Raw genomic sequence first — 22,111 nt, 5'->3', positions numbered from 1 at the left:
ACGCGAGAGGACGCACCCATGACCACCGAGGACCCCACGCAGAGCTTCACCGGCGAGACCGCCCCGGAGCACGACTCCACGCCGGACACCCGTCCGCGCGGCGCCGGCTTCGGCACCCGCGCCGTGCACGCCGGACAGGAGTTGGACGAGGTGTTCGGCGCCGTCGTGCCGCCCGTGCACCTGTCCACCACCTACGCGCCGACCGCCATCGGCGAGCTGCGCCGCGGCTACGACTACGGGCGGGGCACCAACCCGACGCGCGATGCCCTGCAGACCCAGCTGGCCGCGCTCGAGGCCGGCGTGGGGGAGGACGGCACCCCGAACGCCACCGCCCTGACCTTCGCCTCCGGGCTCGCCGCCGAGACCGCGCTCACCATGGGCGCCGCCGAGCCGGGCGTGACCGTCGTGCTGGGCAACGACGTCTACGGCGGCTCCTACCGCCTCATCTCCACGGTGCTGGCCAAGTGGGGCGTGCGCCACGCCGTGGTGGACATGGCCGACGTCGCCGCCGTGGGCGCAGCCGTCGAGCAGGCGAAGGCCGAGGGCCCCGTGATCGTGTGGCTCGAGACCCCCTCGAACCCGATGATGAAGGTCTCCGACGTCGCCGCGATCGCCGAGGCGGCCCATGCCGGGGGCGCGCTGCTCGTCGTCGACAACACGTTCGCCACGCCCTACCTCCAGACCCCGCTCGCGCTCGGCGCGGACGTGGTGGTGCACTCCACCACCAAGTACATCGGCGGGCACTCGGACGTCGTGGGCGGAGCCGTGGTCATCAAGGACCCGGAGATCGCCGAGGCCGTGAAGTTCCAGCAGTTCGCGGCCGGCGCCGTGAACGGCCCGTTCGACGCCTACCTGACCACCCGCGGGCTCAAGACCCTCGGCGTGCGCATGGACCGCCACCAGGCCAACGCACAGGCCGTGGCCGAGTGGCTCCTCGAGCAGCCGGCCGTGTCCCACGTGCTCTACCCGGGCCTGCCGGACCACCCGGGCCACGAGCTCGCCCAGCGCCAGATGCGGGGCTTCGGCGGCATGGTCTCCGTGCGCTTCCATGGGGGCGCGGCGGCCGCCAAGAAGGTGGCCGAGTCCACGCGCCTCTTCCAGCTGGCCGAGTCCCTCGGCGGCATCGAGTCGCTGATGAACTACCCGGCCGAGATGACCCACGCCTCCGTGGCCGGCACCGAGCTCGCCGTCCCGGACGACCTCGTCCGCCTCTCCGTGGGCATCGAGGACGCCGCGGACCTCATCGCGGACCTCGAGCAGGCCCTCGCCGGCCTCCAGGCCTGAGCGCACGCGTCCCGCGCCGTCCACGACGCCGGCCGGACCCCTTGCGGGTCCGGCCGGCGTCGTAGTGTGGGTCACATGAGCATCATCGCCTTCACGAACGCCCATGTCGTCCCCGTCGAGTCCGAGCCCTTCGACGGCGTCCTCCTCGTGGAGGACGGGAGGATCACCGCGCTGGGAGCCGAGGTCGAGGTGCCTGCGGGCGCCGACGTCGTGGACTGCGAGGGGAGGTGGCTGCTGCCCGGCTTCGTGGACGCCCACGTGCACCTGGGCATGCACGCGGAGGGCGAGGTGGGCGCGACCGCGGACGTCAACGAGATGACCGATCCCGTGATGGCGGGCGTGCGCGCGATCGACGCGGTGGACCCCAACGAGCCGGGCTTCCGGGACGCGCTCGCGGGCGGCGTCACCACGGTGAACGTGAACCCGGGCTCCGGCAACCCGATCGGCGGGCAGGCCGTGGCCCTGCACACCCACGGCCGCACCGTGGACGAGATGGTGCTGCGCAGCCCCTCGGGCGTGAAGTCGGCGCTGGGGGAGAACCCCAAGAACGTGTACAAGGAGAAGGGCCGCACGCCGTCCACGCGTCTCGGCACGGCGCTCGTCATCCGCGAGGCGTTCCTGAAGGCGCAGGGCTACATGGCCCGCCGCGCGGAGGCGGAGGCCGAGGGGAAGCCGTTCACCGCGGACCCGCACATGGAGGCCCTCGCCCTCGTGCTGGAGCGGAAGATCCCGTGGCGCCAGCACTGCCACCGCACGGACGACATCGCCACCGCCCTGCGCATCGCCGACGAGTTCGGCTACGAGCTCGTGCTGGACCACGGCACCGAGGCCCACCCGATCGCCGACCTGCTCGCGAAGCGGGGCGTGCCGGTGCTCATCGGCCCGCTGTTCACCACGAAGTCCAAGCCGGAGCTGCGCGGCCGCTCGATGCGCAACCCGGGGCGCCTGGCGCGCGCGGGCGTGGAGATCAGCATCATCACGGATCACCCCGTCATCCCGATCGACTTCCTCGTCTACCAGGCGGCGCTGTCCGTCAAGGAGGGCCTGGACCCGGAGACCGCGCTGCGGGCCATCACGCTGAACCCCGCGAAGGTGCTGGGCCTCGCGGACCGCATCGGCTCGCTCGCCCCGGGCAAGGACGCCGACCTCGTGCTGTGGAGCGGGGACCCGCTGGACGTCATGCAGCGCGCCCTGCGGGTCTGGATCGGCGGGCGCCCGGTCATGGAGTACGACACCGCGGCGGCACGCCCCGTCGTCGCGCCCACGCGGCCCGTGGAGGACTGAGCGCGGACGGCGCTCAGCGCCGCACGCGCGAGCGCACGGGCGGCAGCCACACGAGCGCGGTGCCGATGATCAGCAGCACCGCGAGCGCGATCAGGAGCGCGTTGCCGCGCAGGAACGAGGGGACGGCCACCACCAGGGTGAGGAACGTGAGGGAGGAGATCGCCCCGCGGCGGCGGCGCAGCAGCCCGATCCAGCCCCACAGGGCAGCCAGCGCGAGGATCCCGGCGAGCCCGCCCAGCATGTACTGGCCCGTGGCGCCGCCGAGCGGTCCCACGGACTCGATCCCCGTCAGCGGGTCGGTCACCGGACCGCCCTCTCGCTCCGCCTGCGCGCCCCTCCAGAGCAGTGCGGCGGACAGGGCCGAGAGGAGGACGGCGACGGCGATCCACCAGATCCGCGCCAGGCGCAGGAGCGGGTGCTCGAGACCGGCCTCGGCGGCGTCGCGCTCGTCCAGCGCGCGGACCCGGGCCGCGCGACGGTCCGCGAGCCGTTCCTCGTCCTCGCGCCGCAGGCGGGCGCGCTCCTCGCGCAGTCGCGCGTCGTCCGCGCGCTGCCGCTCCTGGAAGGCCCGGGTGGCACGGCCGGCGGCACGTGCGAGACGGTGGTCACTGCTGTTGTCTGCCACGCTCCGAGCCTAGCGTCGCCGCGGACGGTGCTGCACGGCACACCGTCGGGTCTCGCCCGAGCGGACGCGGGGGCGTACAGTGGTGGGGACCGGTATCCGGACTTACCCCCCTGAGTGAATGAGCGTGGACGCGTGTGCCACGCCGGTGTTGCAGATGTCGTGCAGATGTGTGTGAGGACCACGAACGTCGTGGTCCCGGGGGCTCGCCGGGTGAACGGTTTCCCATTCCCCCAGCAGACCCGCACCCTCGACGACGACCCGCGACCGTCGCCGCTGAGTGCCGCCTGCGCACCCCCTCAGGAGGACACCCATGTCGATCCATGACACCCCCCAGGCCGCCGAGAACCAGGATCCGATCGTCTCGGACGAGGCCCTCGCCGCCCCGCCGTCGGACGAGACTCCCGAGTCCCTGGCCGCCGACGCCCCCGAGGCCTCGCCGGAGGCCGACCTCACCTCCGAGCAGGACGACACCGACTCGGTCGAGGCCGAGCAGGACGAGCCGGCCGGCCCCACCTTCCTGGACCTCGGCCTGGACGCACGCGTCCTCGCCGCGATCGAGGACCTGGGCTACACCGCGCCCTCGCCCATCCAGGAGGCGACCATCCCGCTGCTGCTCGAGGGCCGCGACGTCGTGGGCCTCGCCCAGACGGGCACCGGCAAGACCGGCGCGTTCGCGCTGCCGGCGCTCTCCCGCCTGGCGGAGGCCTCGGACGTCAACGGGCGCGCCGACGCCCCGCAGATCCTCGCCCTGGCCCCCACGCGCGAGCTGGCGCTCCAGCTCGCCGAGGCCTTCGACGCGTACGCCAAGCATCTCGGCGACGTGTCCGTGCTGGCCGTCTACGGCGGCTCGCCCTACGGCCCCCAGCTCTCGGCGCTGCGCCGCGGCGCCCAGGTCGTCGTCGGCACCCCCGGCCGCGTGATCGACCACATCGAGCGCGGCTCCCTGGACCTCTCCCAGCTGCAGACCCTTGTGCTGGACGAGGCGGACGAGATGCTGCGCATGGGCTTCGCCGAGGAGGTGGACCGCATCCTCGCGTCCACCCCCGCGTCGAAGCAGACCGCGCTGTTCTCGGCCACCATGCCGCCGGCCATCCGCCGCATCTCCGCGCAGTACCTGAACTCCCCGGAGGAGGTGGCCGTGTCCCGTCAGTCCACGACGTCCGCCACCATCCGCCAGCGCTACCTGCAGGTGGGCCACCAGTACAAGCTCGAGGCCATGACCCGCATCCTCGAGACCGAGGACCACGACGGCGTCATCGCCTTCGTCCGCACCCGCGCCGCCACCGAGGAGCTGACCCAGCGCCTCACCCGCGCCGGCTTCAAGGCCGTGGCCATCTCCGGTGACATCGCGCAGAAGCAGCGCGAGAAGACCGTGGAGGACCTCAAGGCCGGCCGCGTGGACATCCTCGTGGCCACCGACGTCGCCGCCCGCGGCCTGGACGTGGAGCGCATCTCCCACGTGGTGAACTACGACATCCCGCAGGACGCGGAGTCCTACGTGCACCGCATCGGCCGTACCGGCCGCGCGGGCCGCACGGGCGACGCCATCCTCTTCATGACTCCCCGCGAGCGCTACCTGCTGAAGCAGATCGAGCGCACCACGCGCCAGGAGGTCGAGGAGATGGCCGTGCCGTCCGTGGCGAAGGTCAACGCCGCCCGCCTCAAGCGCTTCTCCGACACCATCACCAAGACGCTTGAGCGCGCCGGCGACCAGGAGCTCGAGACCTTCGCCGGCCTCGTCGACGAGTACGTGGAGCAGCACGAGATCGAGCCGTCCCGCGTGGGCGCGGCCCTCGCCATGATGGCGCAGGGCGGCCGCCCGCTGCTCTCCACCGAGCAGGACATCCCCACCCACACGGGCCGTGCGCGCACCGAGCGCGAGGGCCGTGGGGGCCAGGACCGTCCCGAGCGCGGCGGCAGCGCGGACGGGCGCGGCTCCCGTGGCCCGGCCCGCGAGCCCGCGGCCGGCAACGCCACGTACTGGATCGGCGTGGGCCACACGGACCGCGTGAAGCCCGGCAACATCGTGGGCGCCCTCGCCAACGAGGTGGGCCTGCCCGCCTCCCAGATCGGCGCGATCGACCTGCGCGGAAACCACTCGCTCGTCGAGCTGCCCGCCGACCTCACCCCGGCCCAGCTCGAGGCCGCCGGGCGCGCTGAGATCAACGGGCGCCGGCTCAACATGCGCAAGGACACCGGGCGCCCGACGCGCGGGGAGCGCGACGGCGATGACCGTGGCGAGCGCGGCGGCCGGGGCGGGTTCCGCAAGGACCGTGACGACCGCGGCCACGGCGGCGGGTTCCGGAAGGACCGTGACGACCGCGGCCACGGCGGCGGGTTCCGGAAGGACCGTGACGACCGCGGCCACGGCGGCGGGTTCCGCAAGGACCGTGACGACCGCGGCGGCTTCGGCGGCCGTGAGGAGCGCACCGGCGGCTTCAGGAAGGACCGCGAGGACCGCGGCGGGTTCCGCTCGGACCGCGGCCCCTCGGCCGGCCCGAAGAAGCCCCGCTGGGGCGCCCAGGAGCGTCGCGACGGCGGCCCGCGCCGCTGATGCCGGGGCGGCGCCGGGCCCCGTCTCGGCGCCGCCCACCTGCGAGTTGGAACTCTGCGCGAACACCTGGTAGGGTTTCACCTCGTTGCCCCGATAGCTCAGTGGTAGAGCGCCATCTTGGTAAGATGGAGGTCCCGGGATCGATTCCCGGTCGGGGCTCTGACATGAGAGCCCGTTCTCTCGGCATGCGCCGCGAGCGCGGGCGCTCTCATGTCGTGGCGGTGTAGCTCAGCTGGTTAGAGCGCACGACTCATAATCGTGAGGTCGGGGGATCGAGTCCCCCCGCCGCTACGAACACGAAGGACCCGGCCTCCACGGAGGCCGGGTCCTTCTGCGTCGGCACCCCCGTGCGGGGTGCCGACGCCCCTCAGCGCAGGCGGTCCCACCCCGCGCGGTCCAGGTCGGCCGCGAGCAGCGCCCGGAAGTCGTCGCCGGCGTGTCCGCCCGTGGGGTACACGTTCAGCCGCGTCCGCAGGTAGGAGGAGCCCTCTCTGTATCGCCGCTCTCCTGCCGTCGCGGCGCTCAGGGCGGACCAGGTGGGCGGGATCGTCTCCCCGGCCACGTCCCCGCCGTTCACGTGCCAGGTCGCCTGGACGCGTCGGAAGGACGGGCTGGTGGAGTCCACCGAGGCAGGGGGGGTTCCGCCGCCCACGATGGTCGCCCCCGCTCCGCGCCAGACCTCGAACTGGCGCTCGGCCATGAGGTGCATGGAGATGAACTCGGGGCCGCCGGAGTAGCCGATCATCCACTGGCGGGCGGCGGAGATGAACGGGAACCGACCCCTCAGGTGGGCGTTGAGCTGCCGGTACCAGGCGCCGTTGCGCGGGCGGTTGCGCCACCACGTGTAGCCGTAGCCGGTCTCGTACGGGGCGGGGGTGACCACGGCCACGAGGACGCAGTTGCGACGGTTGGCCTCCGCGGCGATCCCGCGCATCTCGGTGCCGTCAGGCCGCAGCACGCGGGAGCGGTCGGCCGAGAAGTAGTCGCCGTCGAAGAACCACGCCAGGCCCGCGGGCTTCACGAGATCCAGGCCGTCCGCGTAGACGTGGTAGACGGAGGACGCGTCGCCCGCGGTGAAGGCCTGATGGAACCGGGTGGTGGGCGCCTCGGTCAGGGTCCGCAGCTGGGGGCCGTAGGCCCAGCCCCACGTCCCGGCGCAGCGGACCGACTGCCACTCGCCCGACATCACGCCGGTGGTCGCCACGACCGCCCCGCTGGGGATCACCCCGACGGCCGCGGCGGTGGAGCGCGGGCGTTCCCGCAGGGAGGCGGCACTGGTCGCGTACACGCGGGCGGCGGCGTCGCCGGCCGGCACGAGATGGGTCCCGTCGGCCCAGCCGACCGTCCCCTGGTGGCTCACGAGGATCCACTCGCCCTCGCGCGGGCCGACCGCGGTGGCGATCGACCCGGCGGGGATGGTCCCGATGACGGTTCCGTAGGACCAGGGACGGGACTTCAGGGCGATCGGGCTCAGGGTGATCGGGCTCAGGGCGAGCAGCTGGGTGGTGGCGGCGGCCGGGACGGCAGCCACGAGGCTGGCTCCGGCGGTGACGGTGCCGGCCGCGGCCAGGGTGAAGCCGCGGCGGGAGATCAGGGTGCAGGGGGCGTCGCCTCAGGGCTCGCGGAGATCATGGTGACAGCCGGATGGAACCGAGACGTTCCGAAGGTGCAGGGATCTCCCAGGTTTAACCGTGCCCTCACGAAGTGATCACGAGGAGGTCACGATCCCGTCGCGGACCGGTAGCCTGACGGCATGTCCTCGCGCCCCCGTCAGAGCCCCTCGCGCGGCGGCGCGGCCCGTCCGGCCGCCCGGCCCGCAGGCCGCAGAGAGCCCGCCGGCTTCGTCTCCCCGTGGGAGCACGGCTCCTCCCTGTACCGCCGCATGGTGCTGACCGGCTCCGGCCTCTTCCTCGTGGGGATCGTGCTCTCCGTCGTCGGCTCCGCCACGCACCGGCTCCCGCTCTCCCAGGCCGCCCTCGTCGTACTGGGCCTGGGCGTCCTGGTCCATCTGGCGGCCCAGATGGTCCGCTTCCGCCAGGCAGCGCGTCGCCAGGGCGGGCGGCCTCGCGGCTGAGGCCCGCACCGTCGCCGCCGATCCCGGAGCCGACGTCTCCGGCCGTCGGGTCGCCCGCCCCGGCTCTCGGACCGCCGTCGTGTCCGGCCCCGGCGGTAGGCTGGTGCGCAGTCCGGACCCCGTCTGATCAGGAGCCACGCGTGCCCGTGAACCCCAGCGCCGCCGGGCGGAGCTATCCGCCCGCGCCCCCCTTCCAGGTGGGCCGGGAGGCCGTCCGCGCCTTCGCCTCCGCCGTCCAGGCGCAGCACCCCGCCCACCACGACGTCGAGGCCGCCCGAGCCCTCGGCCATGCCGACCTCGTCGCCCCGCCGACGTTCGCCGTCGTGATCGCGCAGCGCGCCGAGGCCGCCGCCGTGAACGACCCGGAGGTGGGCATCGACTTCTCCCGCGTGCTGCACGCGGAGGAGCGCTTCACCCACCACCGCCCGCTCGTGGCCGGGGACGAGGTCACCGCCACGGTGAGGATCGCCTCCGTGAAGTCGCTCGGCGGCAACGACATGGTCACCACCGTCACCGAGATCGCCGACGCCGCCGGCGCGCCGGTCTCGACCGTGACCTCCACCCTGCTGATCCGCGGAGAGAAGGCCTGATGAGCGCGCAGCACATCGGCCCGCAGAACGCCCCGCGCCTGTCCGACCTCGCCAAGGGCGACGTCATCGGCTCCCGGACCGTCGCACTCACGCGCGCCGACCTGGTGGCCTACGCGGGCGCCTCCGGCGACCACAACCCGATCCACTGGTCCGAGTCGTTCGCCACGGGGGTGGGACTGCCCGGTGTGATCGCCCACGGCATGCTCACCATGGGCGCCGCGGTGCAGCTCGTCACCGACTGGGCCGGGGATCCCGGGGCGGTGGTGGACTACCAGACGCGCTTCACGGGCATGGTCCCCGTCGCAGACACCACGGGCCGGGCCGACGACGACGGCGCGCCCCTGGCCGGCGCACGCCTCGAGGTCACCGGCACGGTGGGCGTCGTGGACGAGGCCGCCGGCACCGTCCGGATCGACCTCACGGTGAACGACCCCGCCCTGGACAAGCCCCGCGTGCTGACCAAGGCCCAGGTGCTCGTCCGCCTGGCCGAGCCCGCAGCCCCGACCTCGGAGGAGACCGCGTGAGCGAGCGCCTGGCCGACCACACCACCACCCGCGTCGGCGGGCCCGCCCGCGCCTGGGTCACCGCCCGCACGGAGCAGGAGGCCGTGGAGGCCATCCGCGTGGCCGACGCCGCGGGGGAGCCCCTGTTCGTGCTCGGCGGCGGCTCCAACACCCTCATGGCGGACGCCGGCTTCCCGGGCACCGTGGTGCAGACGGCGTTCGAGGGCATCGAGGTGCTGGAGGACGCGCACCGCGCGGAGGGTGCGGGCGAGGCGGAGGGCGACGCCGTCGTCGTGCGCATCGCCGCCGGCCAGCGGTGGGACGCCGCCGTGGCGTGGACCGTGGAGCGGGGCCTGGCGGGCGTCGAGGCGCTCTCGGGGATCCCGGGGTCCGCCGGCGCGACGCCGGTGCAGAACGTCGGCGCCTATGGCGCGGACGTGTCCCAGGTGCTGGTCTCCCTGCGCGCGTGGGACCGGCAGGTTCCCGGCGGCGGGGCTGTCGTCGAGCTGTCCGCCGAGGAGCTGCGCTTCGGCTACCGCGACTCGATCATCAAGCGCTCGATGCTGGAGTCGGGGGAGCCGAGCCCACGCTGGGTCGTCCTCTCGATCGACCTGCGGCTGCGTCGCGCGGCCGAGGGGGCCGAGCCGACGTCGCCGGTGCGGTACGCGCAGCTCGCGCGGGCGCTCGGCGTGGAGGAGGGCGCGCACGCCGCGCTCCGGACCGTGCGGGAGGAGGTGCTCGCCCTGCGCGCCTCGAAGGGCATGGTGTGGGACGTCGCGGACCAGGACTCGTGGTCCACGGGCTCGTACTTCACCAACCCGATCGTGCCGGCGGCCGTGCGCGCCTCTCTTCCCGAGGGTGCGCCCGCGTTCGCCGCGGGGACGGACGAGCAGGGAGGTGAGCTCGTCAAGCTCTCCGCGGCCTGGCTCATCGACCACGCGGGCTACGGCAAGGGCTTCGGCCTGCCGGACGTGGAGCCCCGCGAGGACGGGCCCGATGGCCGCGGTGAGGACGGGACGGGACTGGCCGGGGGTCGCGCGTCGCTGTCCACGAAGCACACGCTCGCCGTGACGAACCGCGGCGCGGCCAGCACCGAGGACATCCTCACCATCGCGCGCGAGGTCCGCGACGGCGTCCGCGCGCGCTTCGGCGTGGACCTGCCCCCCGAGCCCATGATCATCGCCCCCTACCTCTGATCCACCCCACCACCACGCGAGACGAGTCGTCACTTCTTGTGGGTATCCGCGGCGGATACCCACAAGAAGTGACGACTCGTTCAGCTTGGGGTCGGGTGCGCTCAGAGGTTGCCGGTGGCGATCATGAGCATGCGCCGCACGGGCTCCGCGGCGCCCCACAGCAGCTGGTCGCCCACGGTGAAGGCGGAGAGGTACTCCGGGCCCATCGCCATCGTGCGCAGGCGGCCCACGGGGATCTGCAGGGTGCCGGTGGCGGCGATCGGCGTGAGCTCGCGCATCGACGCCTCCTTCTCATTCGGCACCACCCGCACCCACTCGTTGTCCGCGGCGATGATCGCCTCGACCTCGTCCAGCGGCACGCCCCCGGTCAGCTTGAGCGTCAGCGCCTGGGAGTGCGAGCGCATGGCGCCCACGCGCACGCACAGCGAGTCGAACGGGATCCGCTCCTCGCCGCGCAGGCCGAGCACCTTGTTGGTCTCGTCGAAGGCCTTCTGCTCCTCGCGGGAGACGCCGTTGCCGAGGTCCGCGTCGATCCACGGGATGAGCGAGCCGCCGAGCGGCACGCCGAACTGCGACGCATCCAGCCGGCCGCCGCGCTGCAGCTCGATGACCTTGCGGTCGATCTCCAGGATCGCCGACGCCGGATCGGCCAGCTCGGCCTCGACCGCGCCGGACAGCGCCGCGTACTGCGTGAGCAGCTCGCGCATGTGGCGGGCACCGCCGCCGGAGGCCGCCTGGTAGGTCATGGCCGTGCCCCACTCCACGAGGCCGGCCTTGAACAGCCCGCCGAGGCCCATGAGCATGCAGGACACGGTGCAGTTGCCGCCGATGAAGTCCTTCGTCCCGGCCGCCAGCGCCGCGTCGATCACGGAGCGGTTCACAGGGTCCAGCACGATCACGGAGGAGTCCTCCATGCGCAGCGTGGAGGCGGCGTCGATCCAGACGCCGTCCCATCCGGCGGCGCGCAGCTGCGGGTAGACGGCCTTCGTGTAGTCCCCGCCCTGCGCGGTGAGGATCACGGGCAGCTTCGCCAATGCCTCGACGTCGTACGCGTCCCCGAGCGCGCCCGGCTCACCGGACATCCCCGCGAACACCGGGGCGGCGCCACCCGCGTTGGAGGTGGAGAAGAAGACGGGGTTCACCCGCGCGAAGTCGCCCTCCTCCGCCATGCGCTGCATGAGCACGGAGCCGACCATGCCGCGCCAGCCCACGAGGCCCACGGTGGGCACGGCGGCGGCGTCGGGGGCGGTGATGGGGGAGGGGGCGGCAGAGGTCATGCCCTCCAGGCTACCGGTCCCGCTGCGCGCGCTTCCGGCGGTTCCCCAGCATGAAGCCGCCGATCGCGAACGCCTGCGTCAGCACCAGCAGGAACACGAGGCCGGCGATCGTCTTGCCCTGCAGCACGAGGATGAGGCCGAACACGGCGCACACGAACGCGAGCACGGGCAGGGCGATGAGGGCGAGGAACGTCAGGGCGTCGCCGCTGAGCAGCCCGCCGGGGGCCGGGGTGTCGCGGGACGGCGTCGGGTCGGTGCTCATGCGGGGTCCTCTTCTCTCTCCCAGCGCTCCATGCGGTAGCGCGGTCCCGTGCGCGAGGCGTGCCAGTCGTCCGGGGCCGGGTCGGCCGCGGTCATGCGCCAGCGCGGGTCGAGGGCCGGGGCATGCGTGTCGCCGTCCTCGTCCTCGTCGATCACGGTGATCTCGGCGCGGGTGGCCACGTCGAGGGCCTGCTCGTACATCGTGGCACCGCCGATCACCCAGACGAGGTCGCACCCGTCGGCGTCCGCGGCCGCGTCGAGGCCGGTGCCGAAGTCGGGCACGACGACGGCGCCCGCCGCGCGGACCTCCGCTCCGGCGTCGTCGTCGGCCGTCAACGAGCGCGAGACCACGATGTTGGTGCGGTCCGGGAGCGGGCGGAAGGCCTCGGGGAAGGACTCCCACGTGCGGCGGCCCATGATCACGGGGTGCCCCTGCGTCAGGCGGCGGAAGTGGGCGAGGTCCTCGGGCACATGCCAGGGCATCGTGCCGTCGCGGCCGATCACGCGGTCCGGGGTCTGCGCCCAGATCATGGCGATCGTCGGCTCGGCCGGGGTGCCGTGCACGGGGGAGGTCGGGGCGGGGTGGTCCATGGGGGTCGGGGTCACCTCAGACGGCGATGGGGGCGGCGATGGCGGGGTGGTGCCGGTAGTCCAGCACCTCGAGGTCCTCGTACGCGTAGTCGAAGATCGAGTCGGGCCTCCGGACCAGGCGCAGCCGCGGGTACGGGTACGGGGCGCGGGTCAGCTGCTCGCGCACCTGGTCCTCATGGTTGGCATAGATGTGGCAGTCGCCGCCGGTCCACACGAACTCGCCCGGCGTCAAGCCGGTCTGCTGCGCCACCATCACGGTGAGCAGGGCATAGGAGGCGATGTTGAACGGCACGCCGAGGAAGAGGTCCGCCGAACGCTGGTACAGCTGGCAGGAGAGCACGCCGGGGCCGCCGTCCTCACCGGGGGAGACAGAGAACTGGAACAGTGCGTGGCACGGCGGCAGGGCCATCTCGTCCACTTCGGCGGGGTTCCAGGCGGTCACGATGTGCCGGCGCGAGTCCGGGTTCGCCCGGATCTGCTCCACGACCTTCGCGATCTGGTCGATGTGCCCGCCGTCGGGGGTGGGCCACGATCGCCACTGGACGCCGTAGACGGGGCCGAGCTCGCCGTCCGCGTCCGCCCACTCGTCCCAGATGCGCACGCCGCGCTCCTGCAGCCAGCGCACGTTGGAGTCCCCGCGGAGGAACCACAGCAGCTCGAGCGCGACGGACTTGAAGTGCACCCGCTTGGTGGTGATGAGAGGGAAGGACGCGGACAGGTCGAAGCGCATCTGGCGGCCGAAGACGCTGCGCGTCCCGGTGCCGGTGCGGTCCGTCTTGACGGCGCCGTGGGCCATGACGTCGGCCAGCAGGTCCTCGTACGGGGTGGGGATGCTCACCCGGTCCACTCTAGCCAGAGACGACTCCGCCGAGGGCGCCGTCCACCGACCGCCGGACCCGCTCGGCGTCCCAGCCCGCGGCGCGGGCCAGGGCGACCGCGCTCCGCAGCGAGGCCTCGACCTCTGCGTGGTCCGGGGGCGGAGGGGCCTCGGCCACCACGGTGCCGCGCCGACCCTCCTTCTGCACGAGTCCGGCGAGCTCCAGCGCGTCGTACGCGCGGACCACCGTGTTCGGTGCGATGCCGAGGTCGGCGGCCAGCGTCCGGACCGAGGGGAGCCGATCGCGAGGAGCGAGCACCCCGCGGCGCACGAGGTCGGCGATGCGGGCTCGGATCTGCTCGAAGGGCGGCACGGGGGAGTCGAGATCCAGGTCGACGCCGACGGGGTCAGTCACGCGCACCGCCTCTCGCCGCCGGTCCGTCCGCGCGGGTCCCGTCGGCCGCGCCGCGGAGGATCCGCTGCTCGCGGGCGGGCCGGACGAGCACGAGCAGCACCCCCACGACCGTCGAGCCGACCAGGAGGAGCATCTCGGCCGGGGCGCCGTTCGCGACGGGGGTCAGCCACCCGGCCATCTCGGCCGCCGGGATGCGCCCGGCTTCCCACGCAGAGTAGGCGGCCGCGGCCTCCTGGGCGGCCTGACGGCGCTCATGCGCCTCGAGGGCACCGGCCAGGCCGGCCAGTCCGATCCAGGCGAGCAGGGCCGCCCCGATGCGGCAGGCGTGGTCCACGGCGATGTGCCGTGCCGCCAGGTCCTGTGCCGGGTCCAGTCCGCTCAGCGCCCTCCGACGGTGGCAGATCGCCAGCACGGCGGACAACGCCAGGAGCACGGCCGCCGCGCCGGCCGCGTACCAGGGCGCGACGGCGGACCCGGCGGGCATTCCGGCGAACCGGGCGCTGAACGGCGTGGCCTGTTCGGAGAGGTGCTGCCGGTACTCCGCGCCCTGCACGCCCGGGGTGGCCGCGGCGGCTGCGACACCGGCGAGTGCCAGGATCGCTCCCGGGGCCACCAGCAGGAGGAGGCGGGGCGGGACGAGGGACTGCCATCGGCGGGCGATCAGGGCGGCGCTGCGCCGGGGCCCCGTCGCCGGAGGCCAGGTCACCTGGCCGAGGGCGGGGATCACGAGGAGCCACAGAGCCGGGAGGAGGATCGCCGCCGCCAGCAGCGGCGCATCGACCGGAGCGGCCTCGAGTGTCTCCCTGCTCCAGTGCCCCGAGGGCGCTCCGCCCCCGGCTCGGACCCAGCCGCCCGCGCCCTCGGTCACCCACAGTGCCGCGAACGGGGTCGGGCCGGCCCAGACGGCCGTGGCCACCAGGGTGAGCGCCGCCGTCGCGGTGAGATGGCCGCGCGCGGCCAGCGGCGCCGCGGTCCACCGGGCCCGGCGACCGAACCAGTAGAGGATCGCGAGGACGAGGAGGACGAGAGCACTGGAGGTCCAGACGACCTCGAGGGGGAGGGCGGGCACCGGGCACCTCTTCTGTCCATGCGTGCGCGACCGCCGCGCACGTGCTCACTGTATCAATGGAATGATACAGGCGGCGTGTCGCGGGTGCCCGGCCCCGGCTCAGCCGCCGTACACCAGGTCCTGGTACTCGGGGTAGCGGCGCAGGTAGTCGTCCACGTAGGTGCACTCGGCGAGGATCTGGTCGCCCTCGGCGCGGATGCGGTCCAGCACCATCGTCACGAGGGCGCGGGCGTAGCCGCGGCGGCTGAAGGCCTCGTCGATGATCGTGTGCTGCAGGCGCACCACGGTGACGTCCTCGCCCTCGTCGGCGGGGCGGGTCTCCTGCGTGTAGCCGAGGAAGCCGATGTACCTGCCGTCGTGGCGCAGCTCGAAGCGCTCGCGGTCGGGATCCCGGGTCACCGCGAGGCGCTCGTGGACGATCTTCTCGGGCTGGTGCGTCGATGCGGTCTCCATGGACCGAGCCTAGGCCTGTGGGGCGCGGGCCTCAATGCCCGCTCAGTCGTCCGGTCCCGTCAGTCGTCCCAGGGGTCGTAGACCTCCACGGCCACGACGGCGCCGTCGCGCTCGACCGCCTGGTGGAGCACGAGGACGGCACCGGGGCGCAGGTACGGGTCCTCGCGCGGGAGGGCACGCAGGATCTCCGCCGCGGGGCGGGCCGCCGCATCCCGAATCTCCTGCAGTAGCTCGGGCAGCACGGGGCGGTGCGTGCACAGCACCTGGGGGCGACGGCGGCCCAGCACGTCCCGCATGGCCCGGCGGGTCTTCTTCGGCCTCTCCCGCGCGGTCGCCTCCGTGAAGGCGCTCTTCGTCTTCAGGGGCAGGCCCGACGTCTTCACGAGGGGCGCCACGGTCTCCACGCAGCGCCGCCACGGGGAGGAGACGAGGCGCTCCGGCCGCCACGCCCACACCAGGCCCTGCACGGAGAGCGCCTGCCGTCGGCCGGTGGCGGCGAGGGGCCGCTCCTGCTCGGCCCGGGACCAGGAGGAGCGCGGCTTGGCCTTGGCGTGGCGCAGCACGATCGTGGGCGTGGTGCGCAGCCGTCCCTGTGCGTGGGCGCGCTCGAGCAGCTCGAGCGGCTCCCGGTCCGTCTCGTTGGCCAGCATCTGCGCGGCGCGGGCCGGGCTCACCCAGCGGATCTCGTCCACCTCGTGGCCGTCCGGGGTCGCGGTCAGTCCCGCGGCGTCGGCGGCCCAGTACCAGACCTCCTTGGTCTGGCCGCCGCCGCTGCGGCGCGCGGGCACCTCGTAGCGGGTGACGCACAGCGGGACGCCGGGGCGCAGGGTGAGGCCCACCTCCTCCTGGACCTCGCGCACCGCGCACTCCGGGAGGGTCTCGCCGACGTCGAGCTTGCCCTTGGGCCAGGACCAGTCGTCGTACCGCGGGCGATGGATGACCATCACCTCGAGTCCGTCCGCGGTCAGGCGCCACGGGAGCATGCCGGCCGCCAGCACGTCCGCAGAGGGTCCCGTCACGGCGCGGTCCGGGGTGGACCAGGTCGCGATGCGGTCGGACTGGGGCGAGGCCATGCGGCTCCTGAATCTCTGCGGGGGGGCGGGGGCGCCCGATGCGGTGCGGTGCGTTCCGGTGGTCATGCGGGCCGCACCAGGATACGGCCCGCATGACCGGCCGAGCCCCGCCCGCCCTCCCGCGTCAGCCGGTCCGTTCGGCGCGGTACTGCGCGTCGGCGGCGAGCAGCCGGAAGCCCAGCGACTCGTACAGGGCGACGGCCGCCGCGTTCTCCGCGTCCACGTACAGGTCGACGGCGTCCACCGGGACGGCGGCCAGGTGCTGGAGGCCGGCGAGGGTCACCGCCCGGCCCAGGCCCATCCCCTGCGCGTGGGGGGACACCCCGACGACGTACACCTCGCCCAGCCGCGGCCGTGTGACGCGGTGCCCGCCCTCGTCGGCGACGGAGCCGACGTCGTCATGGGCCGGCTCGACCTTGGTCCAGTGGAAGCCGAGCAGGGCGCCGTCGGCCGCACGCTCGGCCAGCAGGAAGCCGGACGCGTCGAACCAGTCCTGCTCCATCCGGTCCTGGAGGTCGGCGCGGGTCAGGCCGCCCTGCTCGGGGTGGTCGGCGAAGGCCGCACCGTTGAGCTCGAGCCAGGCCTCCTCGTCCCGGCCGGGCTCGAAGGCGCGCAGGCGGACCCCGTCCGGCAGGCGCGGCGCGGGCAGCGCGGCCATCTCCTCGCCCTCCAGCCGCATCCGGCGCAGCTCGCGCACGGGCGCGAGGCCGTGCCGTCGTGCCAGCTCCGCCGAGCCCGGCAGCATGCCGTGCGCCCAGACGCTCGTGGTCCCCTCGAGCCCGCCGCCCCGGACCGCCGTCGCGGCGGCGTCGGCCAGACGGGTGCCGTTGCCGGCGCGCCGCGCGGCCGGGTCCACCACGAGCTCGAGCACGGATCCGGCGGCCTCGGAGCCCTCGGGGGCGAGCACCGCCGCGCCGATCAGGCCTCCCTCCTCCGCGCGCAGGAGGCCCAACCAGCGCTGCCGGCCCCGGGAGAGCACCCCGCGGGTCTGGTCCGACAGGGGCGGATGCCCGTCGGCAGCGTGGGCGCGGTCGGCCAGCGCGAGGACCTCGCTCACCTGCTCCGGTCCCGTACCGGAGCCGTCCTGAGCGGCGACGTCGACGGCGGCCGAGGAGGGCGCGATGGGCGGGACGGGGCGGGGAGCGGGGGAGTCGGCCATGTCCTCAGCGTAGGGGGACAGCTGGCAGGATGGGCCTCGTGATGCGACTGCCCATGGCCCTGAGCGCGGCCCTCGCCGCCCTGGTGCTGGCCGCGGCCACCCTGCTGGGCCCCGCGCCCGCCGCCGTCGCCGCCGTGGCCGTGGTGCTGGTGATCTCGTGGGGCTGGCCCCGGCAGATGGGCGCCCCCGCGCGCCTCTCCCTGTCCGTGACGATCGCGTCCACCGGCGTGCTCGGCGTCCTGCTCATGCTCCTCTGGCCGGCGCCAAGCACGGGGCACGGAGACGCCTGGGCGCTCCTCGAGCCCCTGGCCGTGCTGCTCGCGTGGGGCACCATGGCGGCCTTCGTGGTCCAGCTCGTCCGCGGTACAGGGCGGCCGCTGCGCCTCGAGTCCACGGTCGCCACGATGGGCGGCGTGGTGATCGCCGTGATGTCGGCCAGCTGGGTCGCGATGGCCCGGTGGTCCGCGGTGCCGGAGGTCCGCGGACTCGTGCTGGCCCTGGCCGTCACGGTCGCGGTCGTCTCGCTCCTGGGCCTGACGCCCTGGATGCAGGGCCGCCCGGGCGTCCTCGCCCTCGTGGTGATCCCGGCGAGCGCCCTCGCCGCGTGGGCCGCCGGGGCGCTCGCGGGCACGGCGCCCCGGGAGCTCGCCGCCCTCACGCTCTCGTCGCTCTCCGCGGCGACGCTCGTGGCGCTCACCGCCTCCACGGCCCCGTCCTCGCGCCCCCGGCCGGAGGACCGCCCTGTGGCCACCACGCTGCGCCCTCGCCGCGCCGGCTACGCCCTCGCGATGGCGCCCGTGGGTGCCGCCGGAGTGATCGGCCACGTCATGGTGGGGCTGCTGGCCTGAGCCGGCCTGCGGCAGTGGCTAGGATGGTCGGCATGGATACGCTCATCGCCCTCGAGATCTTCTTCCTCGGCCTCGTCGTCCTCGCCAGTCTGGCGATGGCCGCCGTCGCCGCCGTCGTCGTCTCGGGCCTCTTCAAGGGCCAGCGCTGACCGAGCGCGGCCCCGCCGTGGGCCGCGCCGTGACGACTCATGGCCACTGAACTCCCCTTCGACCTCACCCCCGAGCTCGCCCCGCTCTCCTGGCTGATCGGCAGCTGGGAGGGCCAGGGCCGCCTGGGCGACGGTGCCGACGGCACGGAGATCTTCTACCAGCGCGTGGACTTCACCGAGCACGGCCAGCCCTTCGTGGAGTACCGCGCGGAGTCCTGGCTGTGCGAGGAGGACGGCACCCTGCTGCGCCCCCTCACCGTGGAGACCGGCTTCTGGCAGGTGGACCGCCCCCGCCGGGACGGCGACGTGGGCCCGGGCATGGTGCCCGCGGACATCGTCCCCGCCTACCGCTCCGCCGAGGACGTCGAGTCCCTGCGCAGCGAGGGCGGCTCGTTCGGCATCACCGCCACCATCACGCACCCGGGCTCCCTCTCCGAGCTCTACTACGGCCGCATCAAGGGCCCGCAGCTGCAGCTCGTCACGGACGCCGTGCTGCGCGGCTCTGCGGCCGGTCCGTATGAGCGCGCCACGCGCATCGCGGGCCTCGTCAACGGCCAGCTGTTCTGGCGCTGGGACGCCGCGGCGACGGCGGAGGGGGAGCTGGAGGTCCACGCCTCCGCGATCCTGGACCGCATGCCCAGCCCCGCTGAGGGCCGCCTCGCCCCCGGCGCGGAGCGCCCCCGCTGCTCCGGTTCGGACCGCCCCGCATGACCATGCCCGGGCGCAGCCCGATCCTGAGCCTCGCCGCCTCCGCGAGCCCCGGCCCAGCGGCCGGCGCCGTGGAGGGGGAGGGCCTGGAGGAGGGCGTCGCCGCCCACTACGGCCGTCCCCTGCCGGAGCAGCGCGCCCTGGCCCGCGGCCGGGCCCTCGTGGACCTCTCCCACCGCGCCGTCCTCTCCCTCACGGGCCCGGACCGTCTCGCGTGGCTGCACACCCTGGGCAGCCAGCACGTCGAGTCCCTCGCCCCGGGCACGAGCACCGAGACGCTCCTGCTCGATCCGCAGGGCCGCATCGAGCACGCCGCGCATCTCCTCGAGGACGGTGCCGCCGCGTGGCTCATCGTGGACCGCTCGCGCTCCGAGGACCTCATCGCGTGGCTGACCGCCATGCGCTTCTCCCACGACGTGCGGATCCGCGACCACTCCGGCGCGGTCGCCGTCGTGGGGTCCATGGCGCCCGTGCCCGGCTGGGAGGACCGCACCGTGTGGGTGGACCCGTGGCCCGCCGTCGCCGAGGGCGGCTGGGCGTACTCGGCGGAGCCGGACCCGGCGCGTCACCCCGGCGCGGACTGGAGCTGGCGCGAGTACCTCGTGACCCGCGCCGACCTCGCGGAGACCGTCGCGCACCTCGGTGAGGGGGAGCTGAAGGGCTGGAGCCTGGCCGGCGTCTCCGCCGCGGAGGCCCTGCGGCTCGCCGCCGGGCGCCCCCGTCCCGCCCTGGACGCGGACGCGCGGGCCCTGCCGCACGAGCTCGACCTGCTGCGCACCGCCGTGCACCTGGCCAAGGGCTGCTACCGGGGGCAGGAGACCGTGGCACGGGTGCACAACCTCGGGCGTCCTCCCCGCCGCCTCACGCAGCTGCTGCTGGACGGGTCCTCCCATGCGCTCCCGCCCCACGGCGCGCCCGTGATCCTGCGCCCGTCCCCGGACACCCCCGAGGGCCGGGCGACCGCCCGTCCCGTCGGGTCCGTCACCGGTTCCGCGCTCCACCACGAGGCCGGGCCGATCGCGCTGGCCGTGCTGAAGCGGGCCGTCCCCGTGGACGCGGAGCTGCTCGTCCGCGGTGCGGAGGACGACGTGGCCGCGGAGTGGATCGCCGCCGCGCAGGAGCCGCTCGTCTCGCCCGACGCCGGCCAGGTCGTGGGCCGTCCCCCGGGGCTCGGGCGCCTGGGCTGACCGGGACTCTCGTCCCGTCCGGCGCGGTGGCCCGCCGCCCGTCAGGCCGCCCCTGAGCGGTCAGCGCCCGGCTGTCAGCTCGATCCGCGTGAGGGACCCCGCCCGCGCGAACCCCAGGGCCACGGCGATCGCCTGGCCCGCCCGGTCCTGCGTGCGCACGCGCGCCTCGGGCACGAGGCCGTCCAGGAAGGCCCGCTCGGCCGCGACGGCCGCGGCGTAGGTCCCGAGTCCGCGGACGCGGTGCTCCGGGGCCGTGAGGATCCCCATCCGGGCGACCAGCCCCTGCCACACCGTGTGCCCCGCCCCGGCGAGGGGGTCGCCCAGCGCCTCCCCGTGGCCGTCGTCGGGCACGAGGGTCAGTGGTGCTGGGCCCAGGTCCGCCGCGTGGACGTCGTCGGCGGGGCACAGGGCCGTGAGCCGCGCCGCGTGCTCGGGGGCATCGGAGACCGCCACCGAGGAGGAGGGGCTGATCTCCGGTGCCTCGGCCGTGTAGAGCAGGTCGGCCTCGCCGAGCGAGCGCGGGGCGTGCCGCGCCGTGAGCCGCAGCAGGGTGGACTCGAGGGCGAGCACCTCGTCCGGGAGGTCCCGCGCCGCGCCGAGCACGTCCGCGGGAGCCCGCAGCGCCGTCGCGCCGGCCAGCTGCAGCACGACCACCGCGTCCGCGGGTCCCGCCACCTCGAGACGGGAGCCGTCGGACGGGTCGTCGAGCGATCCCTCCGGCAGGCCGAGCTCGCGGCACCACGCCCAGCGGACGAGGCCGAGGACGTGGTCGTCCAGGCGGGGGAGCTCGCTCACGGGATCAGCGGCCGAAGAGGACGGCGGCCTCGTCGTACCGGGAGCTCGGGACGGACTTGAGACCCTTGAGCGCCGCACTCATGGGGATGGAGATGATCTCCGTCCCGTTCGCCGCCACCATCTGACCCCAGCGCCGCTGCGCCGCGAGGTCCACGGCGCCCATGCCGAAGCGCGTGGAGAGCACGCGGTCCGTGGCCGTCGGGGCGCCGCCGCGCTGGATGTGCCCGAGCACGGTGCTGCGGGTCTCGATGCCGGTCATGGTCTCGATCTCGCGCGTGACCCACTCGCCGATGCCGCCGAGGCGGGGGCGCCCGGAGGCCTCCACACCGGCGTCCGCCAGCGGGTCGTCCTGGCCCTCGGGGATGAAGCCCTCCGCGACGACGACGAGCGGCGAACGGCCCTTCTCGTGCACCTGCGTGACCCACTCGGCCACCTGCTCCATGGGCGTGCGGACCTCGGGGATGAGGATCGCATGGGCGCCGGCGGCCATGCCGGAGTGCAGGGCGATCCACCCGACGTGGCGGCCCATGACCTCGGCCACCATGCAGCGGTGGTGGGACTCGCCGGTGGTGCGCAGGCGGTCCATCGCGTCCGTGGCGATCTGCACGGCCGTGTCGAAGCCGAACGTGTAGTCGGTGCCCTGGAGGTCGTTGTCGATGGTCTTCGGGACGCCGATGATCGGCAGGCCGTCCTGGGCGAGGCGGTTGGCGCCGGCCAGGGTGCCCTCGCCGCCGATCGCGATCACGGCGTCCAAGCCCAGCTCGCGCACGCTGCGCAGCAAGTTCTCCGGGCCGCCGCCGTCGGCGTCGTACGGGTGCGTGCGGGACGTGCCGATGATGGTGCCGCCCTGCTTCGCGAGGCCGCGGACCCGCGTGCGGGGCAGCTCCTCGACGTCCATGCGGATGAGGCCGGCCCAGCCGTCCCGGATGCCCACCATCTCCATGTCGTAGGTCTTGATGCCGTGCAGGACGGCCGCCCGGATGACGGCGTTGAGGCCGGGGCAGTCGCCTCCGGAGGTGAGCATTCCGACGCGCATGGGGGTCCTCTCGAGGGTGTTCTGCCGGGGTCCCCCTCACCCTAGGCATGCCGGAGGGCGGCCGTCAGGGGACGGCCGCCCGTCGGGCCCCACTCGAAGGGCGGCGCGCCGGTGCGCCCTCGTCGGATGTCAGGCCCCGAGAGCGCGCGCTCGGCGGGGATCG

At 74.4% G+C, this 22,111-nt stretch carries 23 protein-coding genes and 2 tRNA genes; 12 read left to right on the top strand and 13 right to left on the bottom strand.

What is annotated here, in order from left to right:
* The first annotated feature begins 18 nt into the window (after positions 1-18).
* The gene (locus KZX60_RS05140; RefSeq protein ID WP_248116100.1) at positions 19-1,284 is read left to right on the top strand and encodes a cystathionine gamma-synthase; all 1,266 of its coding nucleotides are present in this window, start codon (positions 19-21) and stop codon (positions 1,282-1,284) included.
* Between the two features lie 75 nt (positions 1,285-1,359).
* Positions 1,360-2,568, top strand: a complete 1,209-nt coding sequence (locus tag KZX60_RS05135) for an amidohydrolase (RefSeq protein WP_248116097.1) — start codon at positions 1,360-1,362, stop codon at positions 2,566-2,568.
* A 13-nt stretch (positions 2,569-2,581) separates the two neighbouring features.
* Here the strand turns inward: KZX60_RS05135 and KZX60_RS05130 are convergent, their stop codons facing one another.
* Positions 2,582-3,193, bottom strand: a complete 612-nt coding sequence (locus tag KZX60_RS05130; RefSeq protein WP_248116095.1) for a hypothetical protein — start codon at positions 3,191-3,193, stop codon at positions 2,582-2,584.
* Positions 3,194-3,503: 310 nt separating this feature from the next.
* On the opposite strand from KZX60_RS05130, the gene KZX60_RS05125 reads away from it, so the two are divergent.
* The 3 genes from KZX60_RS05125 to KZX60_RS05115 all read left to right on the top strand — a co-directional run bounded on the left by KZX60_RS05125 (position 3,504) and on the right by KZX60_RS05115 (position 6,038).
* Positions 3,504-5,747 carry a DEAD/DEAH box helicase gene (locus KZX60_RS05125; protein ID WP_248116094.1) on the top strand — a complete coding sequence of 748 codons (2,244 nt, stop codon included), beginning with the start codon at positions 3,504-3,506 and terminating at the stop codon, positions 5,745-5,747.
* A gap of 87 nt (positions 5,748-5,834) precedes the next feature.
* Positions 5,835-5,906 (top strand) — tRNA-Thr (locus KZX60_RS05120).
* A 58-nt stretch (positions 5,907-5,964) separates the two neighbouring features.
* Positions 5,965-6,038, top strand: a tRNA-Met gene (locus tag KZX60_RS05115).
* Positions 6,039-6,114: 76 nt separating this feature from the next.
* Here KZX60_RS05115 and KZX60_RS05110 read toward each other — a convergent pair.
* Positions 6,115-7,278, bottom strand: a complete 1,164-nt coding sequence (locus KZX60_RS05110; RefSeq protein ID WP_248116092.1) for an SH3 domain-containing protein — start codon at positions 7,276-7,278, stop codon at positions 6,115-6,117.
* Between the two features lie 222 nt (positions 7,279-7,500).
* Between KZX60_RS05110 and KZX60_RS05105 the strand changes: the two genes are divergently transcribed.
* The 4 genes from KZX60_RS05105 (at position 7,501) to KZX60_RS05090 (ending at position 10,110) form a co-directional block, all read left to right on the top strand.
* Positions 7,501-7,821, top strand: a complete 321-nt coding sequence (locus tag KZX60_RS05105) for a hypothetical protein (RefSeq protein ID WP_248116090.1) — start codon at positions 7,501-7,503, stop codon at positions 7,819-7,821.
* Between the two features lie 140 nt (positions 7,822-7,961).
* Entirely contained in the window at positions 7,962-8,411 is a 450-nt protein-coding gene (locus KZX60_RS05100; protein WP_248116088.1) for a MaoC family dehydratase N-terminal domain-containing protein, read from the top strand.
* Positions 8,411-8,935, top strand: a complete 525-nt coding sequence (locus KZX60_RS05095; RefSeq protein ID WP_248116086.1) for a MaoC/PaaZ C-terminal domain-containing protein — start codon at positions 8,411-8,413, stop codon at positions 8,933-8,935. The genes KZX60_RS05100 and KZX60_RS05095 overlap by 1 nt, the downstream gene beginning before the upstream one ends.
* Positions 8,932-10,110 (top strand): UDP-N-acetylmuramate dehydrogenase, encoded by a 1,179-nt coding sequence (locus KZX60_RS05090; protein ID WP_248116084.1) that lies wholly within the window; start codon positions 8,932-8,934, stop codon positions 10,108-10,110. Before KZX60_RS05095 ends, KZX60_RS05090 begins: the two co-directional genes overlap by 4 nt.
* Before the next feature lie 101 nt (positions 10,111-10,211).
* On the opposite strand, the gene asd is transcribed toward KZX60_RS05090, so the two are convergent.
* The 9 genes from asd to mshD all read right to left on the bottom strand — a co-directional run bounded on the left by asd (position 10,212) and on the right by mshD (position 17,225).
* Positions 10,212-11,387 (bottom strand): aspartate-semialdehyde dehydrogenase, encoded by a 1,176-nt coding sequence (asd, locus tag KZX60_RS05085; protein WP_248116082.1) that lies wholly within the window; start codon positions 11,385-11,387, stop codon positions 10,212-10,214.
* Between the two features lie 10 nt (positions 11,388-11,397).
* Complete coding sequence (locus KZX60_RS05080) at positions 11,398-11,649, bottom strand: NF038396 family protein (protein WP_248116080.1); 252 nt, start codon at positions 11,647-11,649, stop codon at positions 11,398-11,400.
* Positions 11,646-12,239: a dihydrofolate reductase gene (locus KZX60_RS05075; protein WP_248116078.1), complete on the bottom strand. Its 594-nt coding sequence runs from the start codon at positions 12,237-12,239 to the stop codon at positions 11,646-11,648. The genes KZX60_RS05080 and KZX60_RS05075 overlap by 4 nt, the downstream gene beginning before the upstream one ends.
* Before the next feature lie 16 nt (positions 12,240-12,255).
* Positions 12,256-13,086 carry a thymidylate synthase gene (locus tag KZX60_RS05070; protein WP_348983740.1) on the bottom strand — a complete coding sequence of 277 codons (831 nt, stop codon included), beginning with the start codon at positions 13,084-13,086 and terminating at the stop codon, positions 12,256-12,258.
* Between the two features lies 1 nt (position 13,087).
* Entirely contained in the window at positions 13,088-13,471 is a 384-nt protein-coding gene (locus KZX60_RS05065; RefSeq protein ID WP_248116076.1) for a GntR family transcriptional regulator, read from the bottom strand.
* Positions 13,464-14,540, bottom strand: coding sequence for a hypothetical protein (locus tag KZX60_RS05060; protein ID WP_248116074.1), 1,077 nt, complete (start codon positions 14,538-14,540; stop codon positions 13,464-13,466). Before KZX60_RS05060 ends, KZX60_RS05065 begins: the two co-directional genes overlap by 8 nt.
* Before the next feature lie 99 nt (positions 14,541-14,639).
* On the bottom strand, positions 14,640-14,993 hold the full coding sequence (locus KZX60_RS05055) for a GNAT family N-acetyltransferase (RefSeq protein ID WP_248116072.1): 354 nt from the start codon (positions 14,991-14,993) through the stop codon (positions 14,640-14,642).
* Positions 14,994-15,052: 59 nt separating this feature from the next.
* Positions 15,053-16,066, bottom strand: coding sequence for an NUDIX domain-containing protein (locus tag KZX60_RS05050; RefSeq protein ID WP_248116070.1), 1,014 nt, complete (start codon positions 16,064-16,066; stop codon positions 15,053-15,055).
* Positions 16,067-16,190: 124 nt separating this feature from the next.
* Positions 16,191-17,225, bottom strand: a complete 1,035-nt coding sequence (gene mshD, locus KZX60_RS05045; protein WP_248116068.1) for a mycothiol synthase — start codon at positions 17,223-17,225, stop codon at positions 16,191-16,193.
* 41 nt (positions 17,226-17,266) lie between these two features.
* On the opposite strand from mshD, the gene KZX60_RS05040 reads away from it, so the two are divergent.
* The 3 genes from KZX60_RS05040 (at position 17,267) to KZX60_RS05030 (ending at position 20,117) form a co-directional block, all read left to right on the top strand.
* On the top strand, positions 17,267-18,073 hold the full coding sequence (locus KZX60_RS05040) for a hypothetical protein (RefSeq protein ID WP_248116166.1): 807 nt from the start codon (positions 17,267-17,269) through the stop codon (positions 18,071-18,073).
* A gap of 188 nt (positions 18,074-18,261) precedes the next feature.
* On the top strand, positions 18,262-18,933 hold the full coding sequence (locus tag KZX60_RS05035; protein ID WP_248116066.1) for an FABP family protein: 672 nt from the start codon (positions 18,262-18,264) through the stop codon (positions 18,931-18,933).
* Positions 18,934-18,935: 2 nt separating this feature from the next.
* Positions 18,936-20,117, top strand: a complete 1,182-nt coding sequence (locus KZX60_RS05030; RefSeq protein ID WP_248116164.1) for a folate-binding protein — start codon at positions 18,936-18,938, stop codon at positions 20,115-20,117.
* 60 nt (positions 20,118-20,177) lie between these two features.
* Here the strand turns inward: KZX60_RS05030 and KZX60_RS05025 are convergent, their stop codons facing one another.
* Together KZX60_RS05025 and KZX60_RS05020 are read right to left on the bottom strand one after the other, a co-directional pair.
* Positions 20,178-20,912, bottom strand: a complete 735-nt coding sequence (locus KZX60_RS05025; RefSeq protein WP_248116064.1) for a hypothetical protein — start codon at positions 20,910-20,912, stop codon at positions 20,178-20,180.
* Positions 20,913-20,916: 4 nt separating this feature from the next.
* Positions 20,917-21,948, bottom strand: a complete 1,032-nt coding sequence (locus KZX60_RS05020) for an ATP-dependent 6-phosphofructokinase (RefSeq protein WP_248116062.1) — start codon at positions 21,946-21,948, stop codon at positions 20,917-20,919.
* Positions 21,949-22,111 lie beyond the last annotated feature (163 nt).

Origin of the sequence: Micrococcus sp. EYE_212 (assembly GCF_023147585.1) — a bacterium.
Taxonomy (GTDB): domain Bacteria; phylum Actinomycetota; class Actinomycetes; order Actinomycetales; family Micrococcaceae; genus Micrococcus.
Note: the sequence above shows the minus strand (reverse complement) of the source record. Positions and strands in the feature narration are given on the sequence as shown.